Consider the following 20,680-nt stretch of genomic DNA (forward strand, 5'->3'; position numbering starts at 1 on the left):
GGTCAGGCGGAGTGTTCGAGCTCGCGGGTGGGTTCGCGGCGCAGGGAGTGGGCGTTCTCCTCGCGGAACGGGCGCCCGAAGCGACGCACGAACAACACCACGATGATCGTCCAGAGGAAGATCGAGCCGCCTGCTTTCATGATCGCCCCGGCGAGCTGCTGGTCGTCGGTGATGCTCAGCCCCCACACCCTCACCGGCTGGTCGTACTCGCTGTAGACCGCACCCTCTGCGAACGTGAGCCACGCCGCCGGGATGATCGCCACCACGCTGTTCGCGAACAGATAGACCATCTTCGCCATCGGCCCGATGTGCGCCTCGGGAAGCGGCCCGCACACCGGCATCCACATCGCCAACGCGGTCATCACCAGCAGGACGTGCACCATGTAGTGGAGCGGGCCGTTGGACACCGATGTGTTCACCACCCCGGGGACGTGGCTGACCATCACGCCCACGTTGAACAGCACCGCGGCGACGATCGGGCGGGAGAGCGTCATCACCGCTCGATACACGCGGCCCTCGCCGATCAGGAGCCGGGCGAACCACTCGGGTGTGGCGAGCAGGACGAGAGGTGGCATGAAGTACGTGAGCGCCATGTGCTGCACCATGTGCACCGAGTACAGGTACTCCTCGGCGACGTCGTGCACCGGCCAGTCCGAGGCCAACCAGAGCGTCAAGATGCCGGCCGCGAACGCGAGCTTCTGACGCCCGGTGACGACCGTGGCGCCCGGGCCGACGACTCGCGGGCCGAGCACCTTCACGACGTACACGTAGGCGAGCACCAAGAAGATCGTGAGCAGCCACACCTCGACGTGGGCCTGGAAGCGCCACGGATCGGGATACGGCACGGCGGCCAGCATGGGTCCTCCGTGATCAGGTGCCGAGGAAGAACTCGAATGTGGCGAGCGTGCCCACGTACACGCCGAGGGCGAGGAACAGCCCGCCGTAGAACATGAAGCTGAAGATCTTGTTGTCGAACCTCAGGTGCATGAAGAAGGAGACGACGATCACGAACTTCGCGGCCATCAGCACCAGCAGCACCGGCAAGAACGCGGCGCCGAAGTCGAGGTAGTACGTGGAGACCTCGATCGCGGTGAGCACGGCGAGGATGATCGCGATCACCAGGTACTGCTTGTCGGTCGCGCCGTGCGTGTGGCCTTCGTCATCGACTGTGGCGTAGCCGATGGAGGGCGCAACGGTGTCGGTCGTAGTGCTCATGGCGGTCACCTCTAGGCCGGGATCAGGTAGACGAGGGTGAAGATGACGATCCACACGATGTCGACGAAGTGCCAGTAGAGCCCGATCAGTTCGACCGTCTCGGCCTTGTCGCCGTGGATCCGGTTGCGCCGGATCATCCCGACGAGCGACATCAACATGATGATGCCCACCGTCACGTGGGCCCCGTGGAAGCCGGTGAGCGTGAAGAAGCTGGAGCCGAAGAGGCTGGTCGTGAAGCCGAGGCCCTCGCGGTAGAAAGCGGTGAACTCGTACACCTGGCCACCGACGAACGTCGCGCCGAGCAACGCCGTGACCGTCAGCCACAACGTGGTGCGCTGGTCGTCATGCCGACTTGCCGACGACACCGCGAGCACCATCGTGAGCGAGCTCATCAGCAGCACGAACGAGCTGACCGAGGTGAACGGGATGTCGAAGATCTGGTTCGGCTGGGGCCCGTCGGCGGTACGGCCGCGGTACAGCATGTACGTGGAGATCAGCCCGCCGAAGAGCAGGCACTCCGAGCCGAGGAAGAGCCACATCGCGAGCTTGTTGTTGGACAGCCCGGTCGAGGTCTCCGGGTGGGCGCCGTGGCTGTGGGCCTCGGCGTGGCCGGTGTCGGCGGCGTGGGCGACAGCGACGTCAGACAAGGGGCGCGACCTCCTTGGTCGGGCCACCGTCGCCGGTGGTCGGGTCGTAGTCGGAGTCGTCGGCGACGGAGGGCTCGAGTGCCCAGCCGAAGCTGGCCAGCAGCACGATCGCCGCTCCGACGAAGCCGATGATGCGGTTGAAGATGAGGCCGTAGCCGATCACCGGCAGCCCGGAGGCGAGCAGGATCGGCCAGTACGAGCGTGACGGCAGGTGGATGTGCTCGTCCGGGTGGGACCTCAACTCGGCGAGCACCTCCTCGGCCTCGGCCACCTTGCGGATCTCGCCGGTGCGCTCGTCCTCTTCGTACTTGCGGTGGAAGAACTCGTCGAGGTGGTGCACCGTCGGGATCGCGTCGAAGTTGTGCTCCTGGGGCGGGCTCGTCGTCAGCCACTCCAGGGTGCGGGCATCCCACGGGTCGAGCGGCGCCTTGCCCACCTTGGAGGAGCTGTGCGTGTAGATGACGTTGATCACGAACATCAGCACGCCGACGCCGATGATCAGGGCACCGATCGTCGCAATGAGGTTCCAGAAGCCGAGGTTGAAGAACCCCTCACCGGAGCGCTCCTCGGTCCACACGTACATGCGCCGGGGCTGGCCCTGAAGGCCCATGATGTGCATCGGCCCGAAGGTCAGGTTGAGACCGATCGTCATCAGCCAGAAGTTCCACTTGCCGAGGCCCTCGTTCAGCATCTTGCCGAAGATCTTCGGCCACCAGTAGTAGAAGCCGGCGAACAGACCGAGCACGGCACCGCCGAACAGCACGTAGTGGAAGTGGGCGACGATGTAGTAGGTGTCGGTCTGCTGGGTGTCGCTCGGGGAGACGGCGTGAGTCACCCCGGACAGGCCGCCGATGGTGAACTGGACGACGAGCCCGACGGCGAACAGCATCGCCGTCGAGAACACGAGCTTGCCGCCCCACATCGTCATCACCCAGTTGACGATCTTCACCCCGGTCGGCACCGCGATCGCCATCGTCGCCAAAGAGAACACCGTCACGGAGACCGGCCCGAGGCCAGAGGCGAACATGTGGTGCGCCCAGACGCCGAAGCCGACGAAGCCGATCGCCGCTCCGGACATGGCCACGATCGGGTAGCCGAAGAGCGGCTTCTTCGAGAACACGGGGATCACTTCGGAGACGATCCCGAAGCTCGGCAGGATGAGGATGTACACCTCGGGGTGGCCGAAGATCCAGAACAGGTGCTGCCACAGCAGCGGGTCGGCTCCGGCGGCGACGTCGAAGAACGTCGCGTCGAACTCACGCTGGAAGCTGAGCAGCACGAACGCGACGGTGATCACCGGCATCGCGAACAGCAGCAGGAACTGCACGACCAGCACCATCCAGGTGAAGATCGGCATGCGCATCATCTTCATCCCCGGCGCACGCATGTTGAGCACGGTGACGATCAGGTTGATCGAGCTGGTCAGCGAACCGATGCCGATGATCAGCAGGCCGAGCACCCAGAAGTCGATGCCGTTGGTCGGTGAGTAGAGGGTGCTCGAGTTGGGCGCATACATGAACCAACCGCCGTCTGCGGCGCCGCCGAGGAACCACGAGCTGTTCAAGAACAGCCCGCCGAACAGCACCAGCCAGAACCCGAGGGCGTTCATGCGCGGGAAGGCCACGTCGCGAGCGCCGATCTGCAGCGGCACGATGTAGTTCGCGAGGGCCGTGGTCATCGGCATCACGAACAGGAACACCATCGTGGTGGCGTGCATGGTGAACATCTGGTTGTAGACGTCGGCAGACAGCACGGTGCCGTCGGGCCCGGCGAGCTGCAGGCGGATGAGCAGTGCCTCGAGCCCTCCGAGGAGGAAGAAGGCGAAGGCGAGGACGCCGTACATGATGCCGAGCTTCTTGTGGTCGACGGTGACCACCCAGTCGCGCCAACCGGTGGCCGCAACGGGACGCTTCAGCACGCCGAGCGCCTGGCTGGGCGACACGACGGCGACACCTGCGCCGGCGGCGGACTCTGGACGTTCGATGATGGCCATCAGAGCTCTCCGGTCACTTCAGCTCGAGCAGGTAGGCGACGAGGTCGTCGATCTGGTCCTCACCGAGGGCGAGGTACGGCATGCCGCGGACCCGGCCGCCGGTGTCCTCCGCGTCGGCGGGGTCGGCGTACATCGGCTTCATCGCCGGTGCGTTGCGGATCCAGGCGCGCAGGTCACGCTCGTTCAGGCACTCGGTGGTGACGCCTTCGAGGTAGCGCTTGCCGAACTCGTCCGGCGTGGCTTCCCATACGTCGGCCCGACATGCCTCGGTGAGCAGGTCGAACGATGCGCCGGCGAACGTGTTGCGGCTCATCAGGTGGGTGAGGTTCGGCGCAGCCCCCGCGACCACCTGGGTCTCGGGGGTGGAGATGATCGCGTCACCGGCCTCGTTCGTCGCACCGTTGACCTGGTGGCAGCGTGAGCACTGCTGCTCGAAGGTGTCCTGGCCACGCAGCTGGGCCTCGGTCGCCCCACCCTCGACGGTGAGTCGTTCGACGTTGCGCTGCTGGTTCGCGATCCAGGTGTCGAAGTCGGCGCGGGTGAGCACGACGGCCTCCATCCGCATGTTGGCGTGCGACAGCCCGCAGAACTCCGTGCACTGACCCGCGTATATCCCCGGAGTGCTGCCTTCCATCCGCAGCGTGTGCACCCGACCGGGGACCGCGTCCTTCTTGCCGTTCAGCTTCGGGATCCAGTATGAGTGGATCACGTCGCGGCTGGTGATCCGCAGCAGCACGTTGGTGTCCTCGGGGATGATCAGCTGACCGGAGGTGACGATCGGCGCCTCGATCCCGAAGTCGCCCTGGGCCGGGTAGTCGTACTCCCACCACCACTGCTGGCCGGTGACGTTGATGACCATCTCGGTGTCGTCGATCTTCGCCAGGTCCCAGATGACGCTCACCGTCGGCACGCCGACGCCGATCAGGATCATCACCGGCAAGATGGTCAGCACCACCTCGAGCGCCGGCTTGCCGTGGGTCTGCTCGGGCACCGCCTGCCCGCGGTCGCGGAAGCGGAACACCACCCAGCCGACGACGGCGAAGACGATCAAGCCCACCACGCCGGCCACGTAGAACACGGGCCGCTGCAGATCGTCGATCTTCTGGGCGTTCGGGCCCGCGGCCTGCCAGGTGTCCTGGGGAGCGTCGTTGGCACAGCCAAAGAGGGCCAGCGCGCCGGCGGGGGCAAGCGCCGCAGCGGCCAGGCGACGGCGACGGCTGGGCGCCTCGCGGGCATCGGCCGCGCCGCGCTCTCGGTGGTTCACTTGCTGCACGGTAGTCATCATCTCTTCAGCGGTCGATCCTCGGCAGGGGTTGGGGCTCACGGCACAAGCATCTCGATGACGGCGCCGTCGACGCCGGGGACGAAGAACGAATACGGGGTCTCGGCGCCGGCGGAGGCCTTGGGCACGGAGAACGTGACGAACTGCGCCTGGCCCGGGCCCGTCATGGCCGTGCACGTCTCGAGCGCTTGACCCTCGTCGTCGGTGCCATAGCTCACCGTCAGGCGGCGGCTTTCGGAGCTGTCGTTGCGGAACAGCAGGCTCGTCTGGTTGGCGCGCTGCACGGTGACCGAGGTCTGCTCACCGGGCAAGCCCTCGACCACGGCGTAAAGCCGTCCGTCGTCGGCCAGCACCACCCGGGCAAGGACGTTCGGCTTCAACCCCACCGAGCCCGTCGCGTCCTCGTCCCACGGCTGCTCGGAGGCGTCACAGATGCGGTGCTCGGTGGCGTAGTGGTCTTCTTCGGCTGCCGAGGCGAGATCGTCGCGCTCGCCGACGAGCGCGGCCACGATTCCGACCACGACGAGACCGACGAGGGCGATACCGGCGATGCCGGCGACGAGTCCGGAGGACAGCCGGCGGCGCAAGGCGATGAGGGTTCCGAACAGGAGCACCATCGCGGCGATCAGCGCGAAGACCAGCACGCCCGCGTCGGCGTCGATGGCGAGCATGATCCGCGAGAAGGCGTAGATGATCACCCCGAGCAGCAACGCGCCCGCGATCGGCAGCTCCAGCGGGTGCATCACCCGTTGCCGGACGTCGGCGTTGTAGACGGCGTCGCCCGATGCCCGCTCCGACCAGGCCTGCACCATCCACTCGGCTCCGGCGGCGACGATCAGCACCAGCCCGACGATGAAGATCGGCGGGTAGGAGACCAGTCCGAACACGGTGACCCCGGCCCCGAGGGCGAGCGCCAGCGGCCACATGCTCCGCCGTGTGGCGGGCTGGTTCGCCGCCGAGGCGACGTGGGCAGCGGTGTTCATCGGGGCCACATCCGCGTCACGGACGAACGAGGTGACCGCGCCGAGGAACACGAGCGCCACGGACAAGGTGGCCAGGCCGACGGTGCCGAGGGCACCCCAGTCGGTGGCAAAGCCCCAGAGCAGCATCCCGACCACGGCGGCAGCCGCCATGCCGAAGAACAGCTTGGATCCGGTGGTGATCATCGGGAGTGCCGCCTCACTTCTGCACGTAGACGACGAACCACACCACGGCGAATGCCGCGGCGAGGAAGTACCAGTAGAGAGCGTGGGCCGAGACGTACTCGACGCCGCGGACCCGCCCACCCAGGTAGCGGAAGGCGACGACGGCGGTGAAGAGCAGGCCGATCACGACGAGCGCGGCCATCGTGCCGGTGGCGGCGTAGAACATCGAGCCGAAGGCGCCGTCACTGACGCCGACACCCATCTCGGTCCAGACGAAGAACTGCGCGTTCAGGGCGGCGAGGCCCATCAGGAACGTCATGCCGAGTGCCAGCCCGACCTGCGAGCCGTAACCCCGCCGCGCCGCGTACACCGCCCATTGGGCCATCACACAGGCGACGGCGAAGCCGATCAGCGCCATGTTCACCGCCACCTCGGGCACGAAGATGTCGGCCGGCATCCAGTCCTTGATCAGCTCGCGCTCGGGCGCGCCTCCCGCGCGAAGCGGCGCAGCGGCGCGAAAGCGCAGCCACATCGCCATCATCGTGCCGACGAGCATCGTGCCGGCCGCCACCGCGAGAGCGGCGCCGACGAAGACCTGGCGCCGAGGTGCGGGCACGGGACCGGGCGGCAGAGAGGGCAGTGCAGACGCGGCGTGCATCAGGCGACGCTCCCACGGGGCTTGAGATCGGCGAGGGGTTCTGGCGAGCTGACCACGGCCAACTCGGCGAAGTTGTGTGCCGGCGGAGGCGACGACGTGGCCCACTCCAGGGTCTGGGCGTCCCAGGGGTCGTCACCGGCTGCATCACCGGTGGCGAACGAGCGCACCGCCAGCACGACGAAGGCGAGCACCATGATCGCGAGCAAGCCATGGCCCGCCGTCGCCGCCGCGTTCAACGCCTCTTGCGGCCCGCTGTAGTCGAAGCCGTCGAGGGAGAAGGCCGGTTGGTCTGCAAACCCGGCGATGAAGTACGCCCCGCCGGCGAGGAGCACGGCAAGGGCACCGAGCAGCGCGAGCAGCACTGCGGCAGTGTCGGGGATGCGTCTGCCCCACAACTTCGGTCCCCAGTAGCAGACCGCACCCAGCGAGACGAGCAAGGCCCCGTAGCTGACGAAGGTGAACTGGGCCTCTTCGAACACGGTCCCGGAGAGATCGAGGTCGTTCCAGGCGAAGAGCATCTGCGAGGCCATGCCGGCGAGCAGCAAGAGGAGCCCGAGCACCGAGAACGCCAGTGGGGCGCTCATTCGTGGCCGGCCGCTGCGCAGCCCGACCAGACCGACGGCGAGCACCAAGAACGCACCGAGCAGGGGTACGCCGTAGAACAGCAGGTAGGGCAAGAGGTCGGCGATCTTCTCGGCCGCACCGCCGGCCCACGGCACCCGGGCGGTCACCTGGGTGACGGCGCCGAGCATCGCCACTCCGGCGAGTGAGATCGCGACGACCATCGCGTGGCGCATCGGCTGGCGCACCCTGGCCATCACCGGCAGCACGTCGGCGACCACACCGAGCGCGATGAGGGCCAGCACGTACGTGTGCGGCTGGCTGAAGGTCCAGTCCATCCAGCCGAGCACCCCGGTGTTGCCGCCGAACGCGGCACGTGAGTAGTGGTGGTCGACGTACATGTAGATGAGCGTCCCGACCATCGTCGGCAACGTCACGAGCAGCGCCACCGAGCCGACGAGGCCCGCCCACGACAGCATCGGCACACGGCTGAGGCGCATTCCCGGCGCCCGGGTGGTGAGCACCGACGTGGCGACGGAGCCGGCCGCCATCGCCAGCCCAAGCGCGACGAGCACCATCGACGCGAGGAAGAGATCGACCATGTCGGCGTCGCCTCCGCCCGGACCGCCGTTCGCGAGGACCGACGCCACGGTGAGAACGATGCCTACAAGCCAGGTCCAGAAGCCGGCCGCGGCCAGACGCCCGAAGGCGATCGAGCGGGCCCCGAGTTGCAGCGGCACGATCGCGACCGCGACCCCGAGCAGGATCGGGGCCACGACGCCGAACGCGACGAGCACCCGGTAGAGGGAGAAGAGCTGCACGACGGCACCGTCTTCGAGCAGCTGGAAGCCTTCTGCGTCGATGCGCTCGACGCCGAGCATGATCGCCACCACGAGAGAGCCGACCGCGACGACGAGCGCGGACCCGACGAACAAACGTCCCACCTGTTTGTGGTCCGCGGACAGGATCCACGAGGCCAGCGCCGGCAGCTCGCGCGGCGTACTCGCCGCGGCCTCGGGATGGGTGTCGATCGTGCTCATGGGCAGGTGCTCATTTCACGTCTGATGGCCGGGACGCGTGACGACCCGGGACGACGGGATGCGGATCCGTTGTCGGGCCGACATTACCCACCGCCGCCTCCGCGCTCCGAAATCTGCCGAGCGCGCGGTGAGGCTCGGATTCGATCAGGACCGCACGAGGACGTCGACGGTGATCGCTGCGAAGAGGAGCGTGACGTAGGTGATCGAGAAGGCGAACACCCGCATCGAGCGTGAGGCGCTCGGATTGCGGGCAAGGTCGATCGTGCCCGCGAGGAACGCCGCGCCGAGCAGACCGGCGGCGACCCCGTAGATCCAGCCGAGCTCGGCCACCGGAACGAGCAGGAGGGTCGTCGCGACGAGCGCCGCGGTGTACACCACCATCTTCCGCGCGACGGCGACGGCAGGCGCGACCGCCGGCAGCATCGGAACGTTCGCCGCCCGATAGTCGTCGGCGTGTTTGATGGCGAGCGCCCAGAAGTGGGGCGGCGTCCAGAGGAAGACGGCCAGGAACAGCAGCATCGGTGCCCAGTCGAGCGAGTCGCGTACCGCCGCCCACCCGACGAGCACCGGAACCGCGCCCGCCGCGCCGCCGACGACGATGTTCTGCGTGCTCGTGCGCTTCAACCACAGCGTGTAGACGAACACGTAGAACAGGGCCGCGGCGAGGGCAAGCAACGCGGAGAGCAGGTTGGCACCCGTCCACAGCACGCCGAACGCCACGATCTCGAGCAGCACGGCGAAGACCAGCGCGTTGCGCGGCTCGATGATCCCGGTGACGAGCGGGCGGCCCTGCGTGCGCTTCATCACCGCGTCGATGTCGCGGTCGACGTACATGTTCACGGCGTTCGCGCCGCCGGCAGCGAGCGTGCCCCCGGCGACGGTGACCGCCATCAGGCCGATCGAGGGCCAGGTGCCCTGGGCGAGGACCATCGTCGGCACGGTCGTGATCAGCAGCAGTTCGATGATCCGCGGCTTGGTCAGCGCGATGTAGGCGCCGACCACCGACCGTGGTGCCCGCTGCGAACCGTGGGCGGAGCCGCTACGGCGACCGACCCCGATTCGCGAAGGTACGAGAGGGCGAGCGCCTACGGCCATGACGGATCAAGCGTACGGGGGTGTGCCGGGGGCGGCCAACCGCGAGAATGACGGCGCGATGCCGACTGCGACGCCCACCGCTGCTCCTACGACGGCCACCCCGGACACCGACACGGTGGTCGACGAGGCGGTGACGCTCGACAGGCCGTGGGTGGTGATCGTGTGGAACGACCCGATCAACCTGATGAGCTACGTCACCTTCATCTTCCAGAAGCTGTTCGGCTACAGCCTCGAGAAGGCGACTTCGCTGATGCTCGACGTCCACGAGAAGGGCCGCGCGGTCGTCTCGAGCGGAACCCGTGAGAAGTCAGAGCTCGACGTGTTCCGCCTGCACGAGCACGGACTCTGGGCGACGATGGAACGGGACCGCGCCTGATCGTGGCCCGCCGCTCCAGGGGTCCGATCGAGCGCGGCCGTGACGGGTTCCAGGTGCGCCTCGGCGACCACGAGGCCGAGATCGTCGGGGGCCTGATGGCCGAGCTGCGTGAGCTCTTGCTCCGCGGTGAGCCCGCCGACCCGAGGTTGCGCCGCCTCTTCCCGACCGCCTACCACGACGATGCCGAGCTCGACGACGAATACCAGCGCCTGATGCGTGAAGAGCTCGTCGCGTCCCGTCTAGGGGCGATCGAGGTAGTCGAACGGGCCATCGAGGGCAGTTCGCTCGCCGAGCACGAGTTGATCGGGTTCATGCAGTCGCTGAACGCCGTGCGTCTGGTGCTCGGCACGATGCTCGACGTCTCGGAGGACTCCGACCCCGACCTCGTCCCCGACGACGATCCCCTCGCGCCCGAGCTCAACCTCTACCACTACCTGGGCTGGTTGCTCGACGCTGCCGTCCGCGCGCTGAGCGCCAGGTGAGCCACCCCGGCTGGGGTGGCTGGCGCAACTGCACAGGCGTGCTGCTAGAGTCTCCCCGCTCTCAACCGGAGAAGTCCCACGCCCCCATCGTCTAGTGGCCTAGGACATCACCCTTTCAAGGTGACGGCACGGGTTCGAATCCCGTTGGGGGTGCCAAGGCAGTTCTTCCAGGTCACGCCAGATCCTGGTCCCGTGGTGAAGTTGGAGTTCACGCCGGCCTGTCAAGCCGGAGGTCGCGGGTTCGAGTCCCGTCGGGACCGCCAGTCGGCGGGTGCCTATCGGCATCCGTCCACACGGTCGAGTAGCTCAGTCGGCAGAGCGTCCGCCTGAAAAGCGGAAGGTCACCGGATCGACGCCGGTCTCGACCACCAGCAAGAGCCCTAACCGGGGCTGTCCCCCGCCAGACTCGGAACGTGGATCTCTTCCACTTCAGCGAGGACCCGGCGATCCGACGGTTCACGCCCCATGTGCCGGTGTCCAACCCGTCGCACTCGCCAGGGGTGTGGGCCATCGACGAGCAGCACTCGCCGCTCTACTGGTTCCCGCGTGACTGCCCGCGCGTCACCGCGTGGCCACGCGATGACGTCGAGCGGGCAGCGTTCCGGGCCGCCTTCTGCACCACGTCGTGGCGAGTCCACGCCATCGAGCTGGGGTGGCTGGCGACGCTGACGCGAACGACGCTCTACCGGTACCGATTCGATGCCTCCACCTTTCGTCCCTGGCCTGACGCCTCGGGCCAGTGGATCGCCGAGGAGACCATCGAGCCGCTCGACGTCGAGGCGATCACCGATCTCACAGACCGCCACGTCGAGGCGGGCATCGAGCTTCGAGCCGTGCCCTCGCTGCACCCGCTACGGGATCTTGCGAGCCGCGGGCCTTGGGACTTCAGCATCGTTCGGATCAAGAACGCCCGGCCGCCCTGAACGTGGGGCGTGGGGCGCGTCAGCGCTTCTCGCGCAGGAGGACCTCTTGGGCGACGGTGGCGACGTGGATGCCCGCCCCGGTGAAGACGTGGCCGATGGCGAGGCCACGCCCGCCGACGTAGCCGTGGCAAGTGAAGTCGTGCAGGTGCCAGCGGTCGGCCTGCACCTCACGGTGGAACCAGATCGTGTGGTCGAGGCTCGCCGGGTAGAACTGCGCTCCGCCATCGGCGTCGGCGAAGCTCGGGTGCGCGCGCAGCACGGCGTCGGTGGGCAGGTCGTCGGAGAGGTACGCGAGAGCGCATCGGTGGACGAGCTGGGCGGTCGGGTCGTCGGGCGGACCGAGCGCTTCGGACACCTTCAGCCACGCCGTCGCCCGACCGGCTCCCGTGCGGGCGTCGTCGGGCCGGTGGCGACCGGGCAGGAAGCGCCGCTCGAAGAACTCGCTCCAGCTCTCGCCCGCCACCTCGTCGGGGCCGGGGATGTCTGCCGGGATGCGCACCGTCTCGACGTCGGCGGTCTGCTCGGGCCGCTGGAAGCTGGCCTCGAGGTTGAGGATCGCGCCGATCGCTTGGCGTGCCACCACGCGGCGGGTGGCGAAGCTGCGGCCGTTGCGGATGCGGTCCACCTCGTAGCGCACCGGTTCGGCGTGGTCGCCGCGGCGGATGAAGTAAGCGCGCAGCGAGTGCGGCACGAGGTCCGCCTCCACCGTCGACGCCGCTGCCCGCAGCGCCTGGGCGACGATGTGGCCGCCGTACAACCCGCCCCACGGGTAGTGGAGACCGGTGCCAACGTAGGTGTCCGGCCCGTGGGGTTCGAGCTCGAACAGCGCCCGCAGCGACATCAGGCGCTGGGGAGCACGACGAGACCGACGGCGCTCATGTGCAGTGCGGCAGCTACCACCGTGAACGCGTGGAACACCTCGTGGAAGCCGAACACCCGCGGCCACGGGTCGGGGCGCCGCGTTGCATAGACGACAGCCCCGAGCGTGTAGCAGACGCCCCCGGCGAGGACCAGACCGAGCCCGGCGCCGCCGAGATCGTGGAACAGCTCCGGCAAGGCGATGACGGCCACCCACCCGACGAGCACGTACACCGCGGTCGACAGCCAGCGAGGCAACTCGAAGGGCAGCCATTGGATGGCGATCCCGGCCAAGGCACCGGCCCACACCATGACGAGCACCACCGTGCCGAGGGTGCCGTCGATGCCGAGCACAGCGACCGGTGTATACGTCCCGGCGATGGCAAGGAAGATCGTGCTGTGGTCGAGCTTGGACATCCGCCGCAACGCCTGGCCGCGCCAGGGCAGGCGGTGGTACAGCGCGCTGACCGTGAACATCGCGCAGATGCCGGCCACGTAGACGGCCATCGTGGTGTGCCCGATCACCCCGGGCGCGAACCCGATGAGCACGGCGCCGAGCGTCGCGGCGACGACGGCCGCGACGACGTGGGACCACCCGCGCATCAGGGGCTTTGGAGCCACCACCACTTCCGTCACCGGGCCAACCGTACCCGCCGCGCAGGCGTTACCTTCAGCGGCGGTGAACGAGCAGGTGCGTGTGCAACGAGACGGCGCGGTCACGGTGCTCACCCTCGACCGTCCCGAGGCGCGCAACGCGTTCAGCCAGCAGATGGCCGACGAGCTGTCGCAGGCTTACCGCGACTGCGACGCGGACGACGCTGTCCGCGCCGTCGTGCTGACCGGGGCCGGGGACGCGTTCTGCGTAGGCGCCGACGTGTCGGCGCGCGGCGACGCCGTGTTCGACGCCCCTGCGGACCGAACTTCGTTTCGCAGCGACCCGTTCGCTTTCCACGCTTGGGAATGCCGCAAGCCGGTGATCGCGGCCGTCAACGGCCACGCGATCGGCATCGGCTGCACCATGACGTTGCACTGCGACTTGCGGATCTGGGCCGCCGAGGCGCGCTGGGGGATCGTGCAGGTGCGCCGCGGCGTGGTTCCGGACTGTCGCGCCCATTTCCTGCTGCCGCGCCTCGTCGGCATGTCCGCGGCAACCGAGATCCTGCTCGGCGGCCGCCGCTACGTGGGGGCCGACGCAAGCCGGCTCGGAGTGGCGAACACCGTCGTGGCTGCAGCCGAGGTGTTGCCCACCGCGCTCGCCTGGGCACACGAGCTGGCCACGCACGGCGCACCGCTGTCGATGGCTGCCACCAAGAAGATGCTGTGGGGCGACGTGGCGGCGAGCGACGACCTTGACGAAGCGGAACGCCGCTGGCACCTGCATCTGATGGGACGACCAGATGCCCGAGAGGGCGTCCTCGCGTTCATCGAGCGCCGCGACCCGCAGTGGCGGGGAAGCGTCGCCGAGGACTGGCCCGACTGGGCCTGATCCGGCTCCAGCCCAGGCCCCGCAGGTGACGACGGCTCAGTGGTGGTGGCGGATGATCGCGAGCGGAGCTCGCGTGTTGTGGATCACCGACGAGCTGGTCGAGCCCAGCAGCGCGGCACGAAACGCGCCACGGCCGCGGGCGCCGACGACGAGCAGGTCGTCCTCGGCGGCGGTCTCGCACAACGCTTCCGCCGCCCCGAGCTCGGACAGCAGCCCGTGCACGGCGAGGTCGGCGGTCTCGTGCTGCTTGGCCCGGTGGAGGGCCTTGTCGAGCACTTGCGCGGCGTCGCGCTCCATGCCCGTGTGGGCGTCGTCACCGGCTTCCCGATAGGGGTGGTCCCAGGCGTGGAGCACCACGAGGTCGACACCGCAAAGGGTCGCCTCGGCCACGGCCCAGTCGAGCGCGTCGTCAGCCGCGGCGGAGCCGTCGACGCCGACGACCACCCGGCGCGGACCACCGGCCGCGGCGGAGGCGGGCACGAGCACCACCGCGCACTTCGAACGGTGAGCGAGAGTGTGGGAGACCGAGCCGAGCAGCAGGTGCTCGAACGCCCCTGCCCCGCTCGTGCCGACCACCATCAACCCGGCATCCTCGGCCTGCTCGAGCAGCACCGGCCCGGGCGCGCCCTGGTGCAGGGCAGAGGTGACGTGCAAGCCCGGATGCGTGGTCGCGGCGCGCGCCACGCGGTCGTCGAGGGCCTGCTTGTGGGTGCCCTGGAGCTCACGGATCTCGTCGGCGGTCAGAGCCGGGCCGACGTACCCGCCGACGTGACCGATGCTCGTCACCACCGGCAGGCTGTAGACGGCGACGAGGTGAGCCTCGACACCACGGCGCTCGGCCTCGTCGAGCCCCCAGGCAAGGGCTCGATCCGCGGCCGCAGAGCCGTCGATGCCGATCACGATGCGGTTGGCGGGCGCACTTGACATTCCCTGATCGCCTCCCTTAGGTGGTCCGGCCCCAGCATCGCGGCTCCGCGCCAGGGTGCCAAGAGCCGGAGGTCACGGCGCGACCACCGCCGTGTCGATCACGAGCCGTATTCGTACCCGAGGTCGGGGGCGGTGAGCATCGGGAAGTAGGGAATGCCTGCAGAGGCGGCGAGCTCCGCGCAGGTTCCGCCGCGATCGACGACGACGGTGATCGCGACGACATCCGCGCCGAAGGCGCGCACCACGTCGACGGCCTCCATGATCGAGCTGCCGCGGGTGACGGTGTCCTCGGTGACCACCACTCGATCGCCGGGCAACAGCGCCCCCGCGATGCGCCCGGTGACGCCGTGATCCTTCGCCTCCTTGCGCACGCTGAAGCTGCGCAGCGCTCGACCTCTGCTGGCCGCGATGGCCGCGATGCCGAAGGCCACCGGGTCGGCGCCCATCGTCAACCCGCCGATCGCCGTCGCGTCGGCGGGGATCGTCGCGAGCGCCACGTCGGCGACGAGCAGGATCCCCTCCGGGCGGCAAGCGGTCTGCTTCGCGTCGAGGAACCAGCTGCTGCGCCGGCCCGACTTCAAGGCGAAGTGTCCCTTCTTAAGAGAGTGCGCGATCACGTGGTCGCGGAGCGCTTCACGGGCCGCGTCGAGTACGGGCAGCTCCGGCATCGAGCGAAAGCTAGCCCCGTGTGGCCTCGGGCCCTGCTGCCACCGTGCTCGCTTCGATCAATGACGTCACTTGCAGCGTGTCGATTCACAACTATCCTTCGTCACATGGCAGCGAAGAGAGGCCCGAAAGGACCGTTGACAGACGCCCACAAGGCAGCACTGGCCGCAGGCCGTGCCGAAGGCAAGGTGGTGCGTGACTACCTCGAGGCCTTGAGGGCCAACAAGCCACGTCGTGGCCGAAAGCGCACACCCGATTCGATCCATAAGCGCCTCGACAAGATCGATGCCCAGTTGACAGATGCCGACGCGGTCGCCGAGCTGAAGCTCGTGCAGGAACGCCTCGATCTCACGCGTGAGCTCGAAGCCTCTGGATCACAGGTAGACCTGTCAGCGCTCGAAACGGCCTTCGTCGAGACCGCCGCGCGCTACGGCGCACGAAACGGCATCTCCTACAGCGCATGGAGACAAGTGGGTGTCGAGCCCGCCGTACTGAAGCGTGCGGGAATCGGGCGCGGCGCCTGAGGGCTCTTTCAGGATTCAGAGACGTCCGGCACCCTCAGCTCGTCGAGCGCTTCGAACACCGAACCGATCCGGCACAACGACCTCTTCAGGTCGAACGCCTGGTCGATCGCTGCTGCGGGCACGTGACGAACGCGTTCGTCGCACTCGATCAGCTCGCGGAAGTCGCGTCTCTCGTCCCATGCGCGCATCGCGTTGTCCTGGACGACTCGATATGCGTCGTCGCGGCTCATCCCGGCCTGTACGAGAGCGAGCAAGACCGGCTGGCTGAAGACGAGACCATGGCTCGCCTCGAGGTTCGCCACCATCTGCTCGGGGAACACCTGTAGCCCGGCGAGCAGGCGTTGCAGGCGCTGCATCACGTAGTAGGCGAGCAGGGAGGAGTCGGGCAGCACGATCCGCTCGACGGAGCTGTGCGAGATGTCGCGCTCGTGCCACAGGGCGACGTCTTGCATGCCGGCGAGCAGGTTGCCGCGCAGCACGCGAGCCAACCCGCTGATGGTCTCGGCCGAGATCGGGTTGCGTTTGTGGGGCATCGCCGACGAGCCCTTCTGACCCGGCTTGAAGCCCTCCTGCACCTCACGCACCTCGGTCCGTTGCAGATGCCTCAGCTCCACCGCGATCAGCTCTGCCGTGGCGCCGACCGCCGCGCACGCCCACAGGTACTCGGCATGGCGGTCGCGAGCGATCACCTGTGTGGCCGGCACCGGGGTGAGCCCCAGTGCGGCACCGACGTGACGCTCGACGGCGGGGTCGACGTTCGAGTAGGTGCCGACGGCTCCGGAAAGCTTGCACACCGCGATCGCCCGGCGGGCCGCCTTCAACCGCTGCCGGTCACGGGCCACCTGGAGCGCCCACAGCGCCACCTTCGCCCCGAACGTCGTCGGTTCGGCGTGGACGCCGTGGGTGCGCCCGATCATCACCGTGTCGCGGTGACGCCCGGCCAGCTCGACGAGCGTGGCGAGCAGCCTCGACGACGAGTCGATCAGCAGGTCGGACGCGTCGCGCAGCATCCAGCACCAGGCGGTGTCGACGACGTCGCTCGACGTGAGCCCGTAGTGGATCCAGGAGCCCTCGGGCTGGCCGATGCGGTCCTGCACGACGTCGACGAACGCGGCAACGTCGTGATCGGTGGTGCGCTCGCGCTCGGCCACGGCGCGCACGAAGGCCTCGTCCACACGCGGTGCCCGCTGCCGGCACGCCGCCGCCGCGCCGGCCGGCAGGCTGCCGAGCGCGGCATGGGCCTCGGTGGCGAGGAGCTCGATCTCCAGCCACCGCCCGAAGCGGGCGGTGTCGGAGAACACGGCCGCCATCTCCGGCAGCGAGTACCGCTCGATCACGCGGTTGCCCTCAGCACGTACTCGTCACGGCCGGGGCCGGTGCCGACGATGCGCACTGGCACGCCCACCTCGGACTCGACGAGCTCGACCACGGTGCGTGCCGCACCAGGAAGCTCGGCGGCCTCTCGCGCCGTGCGCAGCGACTGACCCCACCCGGGCAGCTCCTCGTAGACCGGTTCGACGCGGGCCAGCACCTCGGCGCGGTCGGGATAGGTGGGCAGCAGCCGCCCGTCGACTCGGTAGCCGGTGCAGACCTTGACCGTCTCGAAGCTGTCGAGCACGTCGAGCTTGGTCAGCGCGATCTCGCTCAGCGAGTTCAGCCGCACCGCCTGGCGCAGCATCACGCAGTCGAGCCAACCCGTCCTGCGGCGCCGGCCGGTGACCGTGCCGTACTCGTGGCCGACCTCCACCAGGCGGTCGCCGAGCTCGTCGTGGAGCTCGGTGGGGAACGGGCCCGAACCGACCCGGGTGGTGTACGCCTTCGAGATGCCGACGATGCGGTCGATGTCGCGCGGGCCGATGCCGGTGCCGGCGCACGCGCCTCCGGCAGTGGGGTTCGACGACGTGACGTACGGGTAGGTGCCGTGGTCGAGGTCGAGGAACGTCGCCTGCGCGCCTTCGAGCAGCAGGTGCTGACCGGCGGCAAGCGCTTCATGGAGCAGGCCGACCGTGTCGGCGAGATACGGCACGAGCCGCGCGGCCAGCTCGCCGAAGCTCGTCACGATCGCAGTGACGTCGAGCGGCGCGACGCCCAGGCGCTCGAGCATCTCGCTCTCGATGCGGGCGCGCTCGGCGACGGCGGCGAGGAAGCCCTCGTGATCGAGCACGTCGCCGGCTCGAATCCCGACCCGGCGGGCCTTGTCGGCGTACGCCGGGCCGATGCCCTTCAGCGTGGTGCCGATCTTGTCTTCGCCGCGAATCCGCTCGGCCAACACGTCGTGGGCCTGGTGCCAGGGGAAGATCAGGTGGGCGTGCGTCGACACCTTCAGCCGATCGCAGGAGATCCCCCGCGACTCCAGCCGATCGACCTCGTCGAACAGCGTCGGCAGGTCGACGACCACGCCGTTGCCGATCACCGGGGTGACGAAGTCGTAGAGGATCCCCGACGGAACGAGCTGTAGTGCGTAGCGCTCCTCGCCGACAACAACGGTATGACCGGCGTTGTGACCACCCTGATACCGCACGACGTAGGCGTGCTCCTTGGCAAGCAGGTCGATGACCTTGGCCTTGCCCTCGTCACCCCACTGGGTGCCGACGACGACGGTGACGGGCATGGCTACGCTCCTCGCGTTCGCGAAACGTCGGCCGAGCCTATCGGTGAAGGCCGTTACGCTGCGGGGCGAATGGCCCGAATCGTGCTCGTCGAGGATGACACGCGCATCAGCGAGCCACTGACGCGGATGCTCCAAGTGGAGGGCTTCGACGTCGACCTGCACAGCACGGGGAGCGCGGCGATGCAGGCGATCCGCGACGAGCGACCCGACCTGGTGCTGCTCGACCTGACGCTGCCGGACATCGACGGCATCGACGTCTGCCGGACGTTGCGCGCGCAGGACCCCCAGCTTCCGATCGTCATGCTGACGGCGCGCGGCGAGGAGGTCGACGTCGTCGTCGGACTCGGCGCGGGCGCCGACGACTACGTGGCGAAGCCGTTCCGGGTGGCCGAGCTGCTCGCCCGCATCCAGGCGCGGCTGCGTCCGACGGCGCCCACCGCGGCAGGAGCCGGCGCCGCCACAGCCGGAGCGGGCGGCGTGCTGAAGGGCTCGGGGATCGTGCTCGACGCGGACGCCCGGCGAGTGTGGGTCGACGGCGTCGAGGCGGAGCTCACGCCGAAGGAGTTCGACCTGCTCGCGCTGTTGATGCGTGAGGCAGGGCGCGCGGTGCGCCGCGAAGAGATCATGACCGAGGTGTGGGACGAGCACTGGTGGGGCCCGACCCGCACCCTCGACACCCATGTCTCCACGCTGCGGCGCAAGCTCGGCGACACCACCGACCCGCCGCGCCTCGTCGTCACCGTGCGCGGGGTCGGGTTCCGGTTCGAGGGCTGAGCGAGGGGCACGAGGGTCGTTCCGTGCGTCGACGCCTGCTGCTCACCACGGTCGGGGTCGCGCTCGGCGTCTTGCTCGCCATCGCCTGGCCGATCTTCGTCGTGCTGCGCGACGCGGCTCGTGACGAGGCCGAGCAGCGCCAGGACGACATCGCCGAACGGATCGTCACCCAGTTCCAGGAGATCCTCGACGGAGGTGGAGTCCCTCCGATCGACGAGCTCGTCCGCTACGTGCCGCTCGGCGACCAGATCACGATCCAGGAGCCCGACGGCACCGTCCGGCTGGAGACGGGCGACGCGCCGAGTGGGGCACTGCTGGTCGGCACCGCGACCTCCCTCGGGGGCGTGCGGCTGACCGTGCGCTCACCGGACATCGTCGTCCAGGAGCGCGTCGGGCGCTACGTGGTCGCGCTGGGCACGCTCGTGCTCGTCGGGGTGGCCGCCGCGGCGTTGTTCTCGTGGATCGCCGCCCGTCGCATGGCCCGCCCTTTCGAGCAGCTGAGCACCGCGGCTTCGCGACTCGGCGAGGGAGACTTCTCCGCCGTCGTGCCGCGGGAATCAGGGGTGCGCGAGATCGACGACATCGCCCACGCGCTCGCCGTCAGCGCGTCACGCATCGACCAGATGCTGGCCGCGGAGCGCTCCTTCGCCGGAGACGCCTCACACCAGCTGCGCACCGGCCTCACCGGCCTCACGCTGCGGCTCGAGATGCTCGCCCGGCACCCCGACGGCGAGGTGAGAGCCGAGGCCGACGCCGCGCTCGACCAGACCACCCAGCTGAACGACACCATCGACGGGCTGCTCGCCCTGGCCCGTCACGGGCGCACCATCCATCGCGTTTCGTTCGACCTCGGGCGCCTCGTCACCGCCCACGTGCACGACGCGCGTCAGGGCTTCGCGCGCGCAGGGCGTGCACTGTCGGTGAGCGGGGAGTCGAACCGCGTGCTCGGCACCCCCGGATTCGCCGGGCAGGTCGTCGACGTGCTGCTCGACAACGCGCTGCGCCACGGTGCAGGGGCGGTGTCGGTGCTTCTCCAGCGCGACGCAGTCGTCGTTCGCGACGAAGGGCGCGAGATCACGGCCTCCGCCGCGGCGGAGCTGTTCCTCGGCCCGAGCGACCCAGGCGCGGAGCACGGCAGAGGGTTGGCCCTCGCTCGCCGCCTGGCCGAGGCCGACGGCGGCTCGATCGAGCTCGTCAGCGCATCGCCGACCGAGTTCCGGTACAGGCTCTCGGTCGACCACGGCGACAACGGCGACGGCGGCCCGCATGGCGAGTCGGATCGTCTCACACCACCGCCGCCAGCCGGCAGGATCGTTGGGTAGTACAGGGCGGGAAGCTCTCCAGCCGGCTGGCAATGCGGTTGTGCGTTCCGCCCAGGGGTATCGAGCTAGGCCGCGGCGGAGTTGACCTACTCGGC

General features: G+C 68.9%; 22 protein-coding genes and 3 tRNA genes. 10 read left to right on the top strand and 15 right to left on the bottom strand.

All coding sequences use genetic code 11. The features are described 5' to 3' along the window. Positions 1 to 2: 2 nt before the first annotated feature. The 9 genes from IPM43_07130 to IPM43_07170 form a co-directional block, all read right to left on the bottom strand. On the bottom strand, positions 3 to 857 hold the full coding sequence (locus tag IPM43_07130; protein QQS26113.1) for a cytochrome c oxidase assembly protein: 855 nt from the start codon (positions 855 to 857) through the stop codon (positions 3 to 5). Positions 858 to 870: 13 nt separating this feature from the next. Beyond that, positions 871 to 1,215 carry a cytochrome C oxidase subunit IV family protein gene (locus tag IPM43_07135; GenBank protein QQS26114.1) on the bottom strand — a complete coding sequence of 115 codons (345 nt, stop codon included), beginning with the start codon at positions 1,213 to 1,215 and terminating at the stop codon, positions 871 to 873. An 11-nt stretch (positions 1,216 to 1,226) separates the two neighbouring features. Then, positions 1,227 to 1,862, bottom strand: a complete 636-nt coding sequence (locus IPM43_07140; protein ID QQS26115.1) for a cytochrome c oxidase subunit 3 — start codon at positions 1,860 to 1,862, stop codon at positions 1,227 to 1,229. Further along, positions 1,855 to 3,855, bottom strand: coding sequence for a cytochrome c oxidase subunit I (gene ctaD, locus IPM43_07145; protein ID QQS26116.1), 2,001 nt, complete (start codon positions 3,853 to 3,855; stop codon positions 1,855 to 1,857). The genes IPM43_07140 and ctaD overlap by 8 nt, the downstream gene beginning before the upstream one ends. Positions 3,856 to 3,868: 13 nt before the next feature. Then, positions 3,869 to 5,119 carry a cytochrome c oxidase subunit II gene (coxB, locus tag IPM43_07150; GenBank protein QQS26117.1) on the bottom strand — a complete coding sequence of 417 codons (1,251 nt, stop codon included), beginning with the start codon at positions 5,117 to 5,119 and terminating at the stop codon, positions 3,869 to 3,871. A gap of 56 nt (positions 5,120 to 5,175) precedes the next feature. Continuing rightward, a complete protein-coding gene (locus IPM43_07155) occupies positions 5,176 to 6,303 on the bottom strand; it encodes a hypothetical protein (GenBank protein QQS26118.1) in 1,128 nt (375 codons plus the stop codon). Between the two features lie 13 nt (positions 6,304 to 6,316). Next, positions 6,317 to 6,940, bottom strand: a complete 624-nt coding sequence (locus IPM43_07160; protein QQS26119.1) for a cytochrome c oxidase subunit 3 — start codon at positions 6,938 to 6,940, stop codon at positions 6,317 to 6,319. Beyond that, positions 6,940 to 8,541: a cbb3-type cytochrome c oxidase subunit I gene (locus tag IPM43_07165; GenBank protein QQS26120.1), complete on the bottom strand. Its 1,602-nt coding sequence runs from the start codon at positions 8,539 to 8,541 to the stop codon at positions 6,940 to 6,942. The genes IPM43_07160 and IPM43_07165 overlap by 1 nt, the downstream gene beginning before the upstream one ends. A 144-nt stretch (positions 8,542 to 8,685) precedes the next feature. Beyond that, positions 8,686 to 9,636 carry a protoheme IX farnesyltransferase gene (locus IPM43_07170; GenBank protein ID QQS26121.1) on the bottom strand — a complete coding sequence of 317 codons (951 nt, stop codon included), beginning with the start codon at positions 9,634 to 9,636 and terminating at the stop codon, positions 8,686 to 8,688. A 58-nt stretch (positions 9,637 to 9,694) separates the two neighbouring features. Here IPM43_07170 and clpS point away from each other — a divergent pair, with 58 nt between their 5' ends. The 6 genes from clpS to IPM43_07200 all read left to right on the top strand — a co-directional run bounded on the left by clpS (position 9,695) and on the right by IPM43_07200 (position 11,417). Next, on the top strand, positions 9,695 to 10,012 hold the full coding sequence (gene clpS / locus IPM43_07175; GenBank protein ID QQS26122.1) for an ATP-dependent Clp protease adapter ClpS: 318 nt from the start codon (positions 9,695 to 9,697) through the stop codon (positions 10,010 to 10,012). A 2-nt stretch (positions 10,013 to 10,014) separates the two neighbouring features. Beyond that, positions 10,015 to 10,494, top strand: coding sequence for a DUF2017 family protein (locus IPM43_07180; protein ID QQS26123.1), 480 nt, complete (start codon positions 10,015 to 10,017; stop codon positions 10,492 to 10,494). Between the two features lie 80 nt (positions 10,495 to 10,574). Continuing rightward, positions 10,575 to 10,650, top strand: a tRNA-Glu gene (locus IPM43_07185). Positions 10,651 to 10,680: 30 nt separating this feature from the next. Beyond that, a tRNA-Asp gene (locus tag IPM43_07190) sits at positions 10,681 to 10,757 on the top strand. Positions 10,758 to 10,789: 32 nt separating this feature from the next. Next, positions 10,790 to 10,865, top strand: a tRNA-Phe gene (locus tag IPM43_07195). A gap of 42 nt (positions 10,866 to 10,907) precedes the next feature. After that, positions 10,908 to 11,417: a hypothetical protein gene (locus IPM43_07200; GenBank protein ID QQS26124.1), complete on the top strand. Its 510-nt coding sequence runs from the start codon at positions 10,908 to 10,910 to the stop codon at positions 11,415 to 11,417. Positions 11,418 to 11,436: 19 nt separating this feature from the next. Here the strand turns inward: IPM43_07200 and IPM43_07205 are convergent, their stop codons facing one another. Together IPM43_07205 and IPM43_07210 are read right to left on the bottom strand one after the other, a co-directional pair. Continuing rightward, positions 11,437 to 12,243, bottom strand: a complete 807-nt coding sequence (locus tag IPM43_07205) for a thioesterase family protein (GenBank protein ID QQS26366.1) — start codon at positions 12,241 to 12,243, stop codon at positions 11,437 to 11,439. 14 nt (positions 12,244 to 12,257) lie between these two features. Further along, a complete protein-coding gene (locus IPM43_07210) occupies positions 12,258 to 12,878 on the bottom strand; it encodes a hemolysin III family protein (GenBank protein ID QQS26125.1) in 621 nt (206 codons plus the stop codon). Here IPM43_07210 and IPM43_07215 point away from each other — a divergent pair. Further along, positions 12,817 to 13,761, top strand: a complete 945-nt coding sequence (locus IPM43_07215; GenBank protein QQS26126.1) for an enoyl-CoA hydratase/isomerase family protein — start codon at positions 12,817 to 12,819, stop codon at positions 13,759 to 13,761. The two genes, IPM43_07210 and IPM43_07215, sit on opposite strands and share 62 nt — an antisense overlap. A gap of 36 nt (positions 13,762 to 13,797) precedes the next feature. Here the strand turns inward: IPM43_07215 and IPM43_07220 are convergent, their stop codons facing one another. Beyond that, complete coding sequence (locus IPM43_07220; GenBank protein QQS26127.1) at positions 13,798 to 14,688, bottom strand: universal stress protein; 891 nt, start codon at positions 14,686 to 14,688, stop codon at positions 13,798 to 13,800. 98 nt (positions 14,689 to 14,786) lie between these two features. Beyond that, positions 14,787 to 15,356, bottom strand: a complete 570-nt coding sequence (gene pyrE, locus IPM43_07225) for an orotate phosphoribosyltransferase (protein QQS26128.1) — start codon at positions 15,354 to 15,356, stop codon at positions 14,787 to 14,789. Positions 15,357 to 15,461: 105 nt separating this feature from the next. Here pyrE and IPM43_07230 point away from each other — a divergent pair, with 105 nt between their 5' ends. After that, entirely contained in the window at positions 15,462 to 15,878 is a 417-nt protein-coding gene (locus tag IPM43_07230) for a hypothetical protein (GenBank protein QQS26129.1), read from the top strand. Between the two features lie 8 nt (positions 15,879 to 15,886). Here IPM43_07230 and IPM43_07235 read toward each other — a convergent pair whose 3' ends face one another. Next, entirely contained in the window at positions 15,887 to 17,215 is a 1,329-nt protein-coding gene (locus tag IPM43_07235; protein QQS26130.1) for an adenylosuccinate lyase, read from the bottom strand. After that, positions 17,212 to 18,489 (bottom strand): adenylosuccinate synthase, encoded by a 1,278-nt coding sequence (locus tag IPM43_07240; GenBank protein ID QQS26131.1) that lies wholly within the window; start codon positions 18,487 to 18,489, stop codon positions 17,212 to 17,214. The genes IPM43_07235 and IPM43_07240 overlap by 4 nt, the downstream gene beginning before the upstream one ends. A 69-nt stretch (positions 18,490 to 18,558) precedes the next feature. Here IPM43_07240 and IPM43_07245 point away from each other — a divergent pair, with 69 nt between their 5' ends. Together IPM43_07245 and IPM43_07250 are read left to right on the top strand one after the other, a co-directional pair. Beyond that, the gene (locus IPM43_07245; GenBank protein QQS26132.1) at positions 18,559 to 19,263 is read left to right on the top strand and encodes a response regulator transcription factor; all 705 of its coding nucleotides are present in this window, start codon (positions 18,559 to 18,561) and stop codon (positions 19,261 to 19,263) included. 23 nt (positions 19,264 to 19,286) lie between these two features. After that, positions 19,287 to 20,585, top strand: coding sequence for a HAMP domain-containing histidine kinase (locus IPM43_07250; GenBank protein ID QQS26133.1), 1,299 nt, complete (start codon positions 19,287 to 19,289; stop codon positions 20,583 to 20,585). The last annotated feature ends 95 nt before the right edge of the window (positions 20,586 to 20,680 follow it).

It is taken from the genome of Actinomycetota bacterium (assembly GCA_016700055.1).
GTDB lineage: Bacteria > Actinomycetota > Acidimicrobiia > Acidimicrobiales > Ilumatobacteraceae > Kalu-18.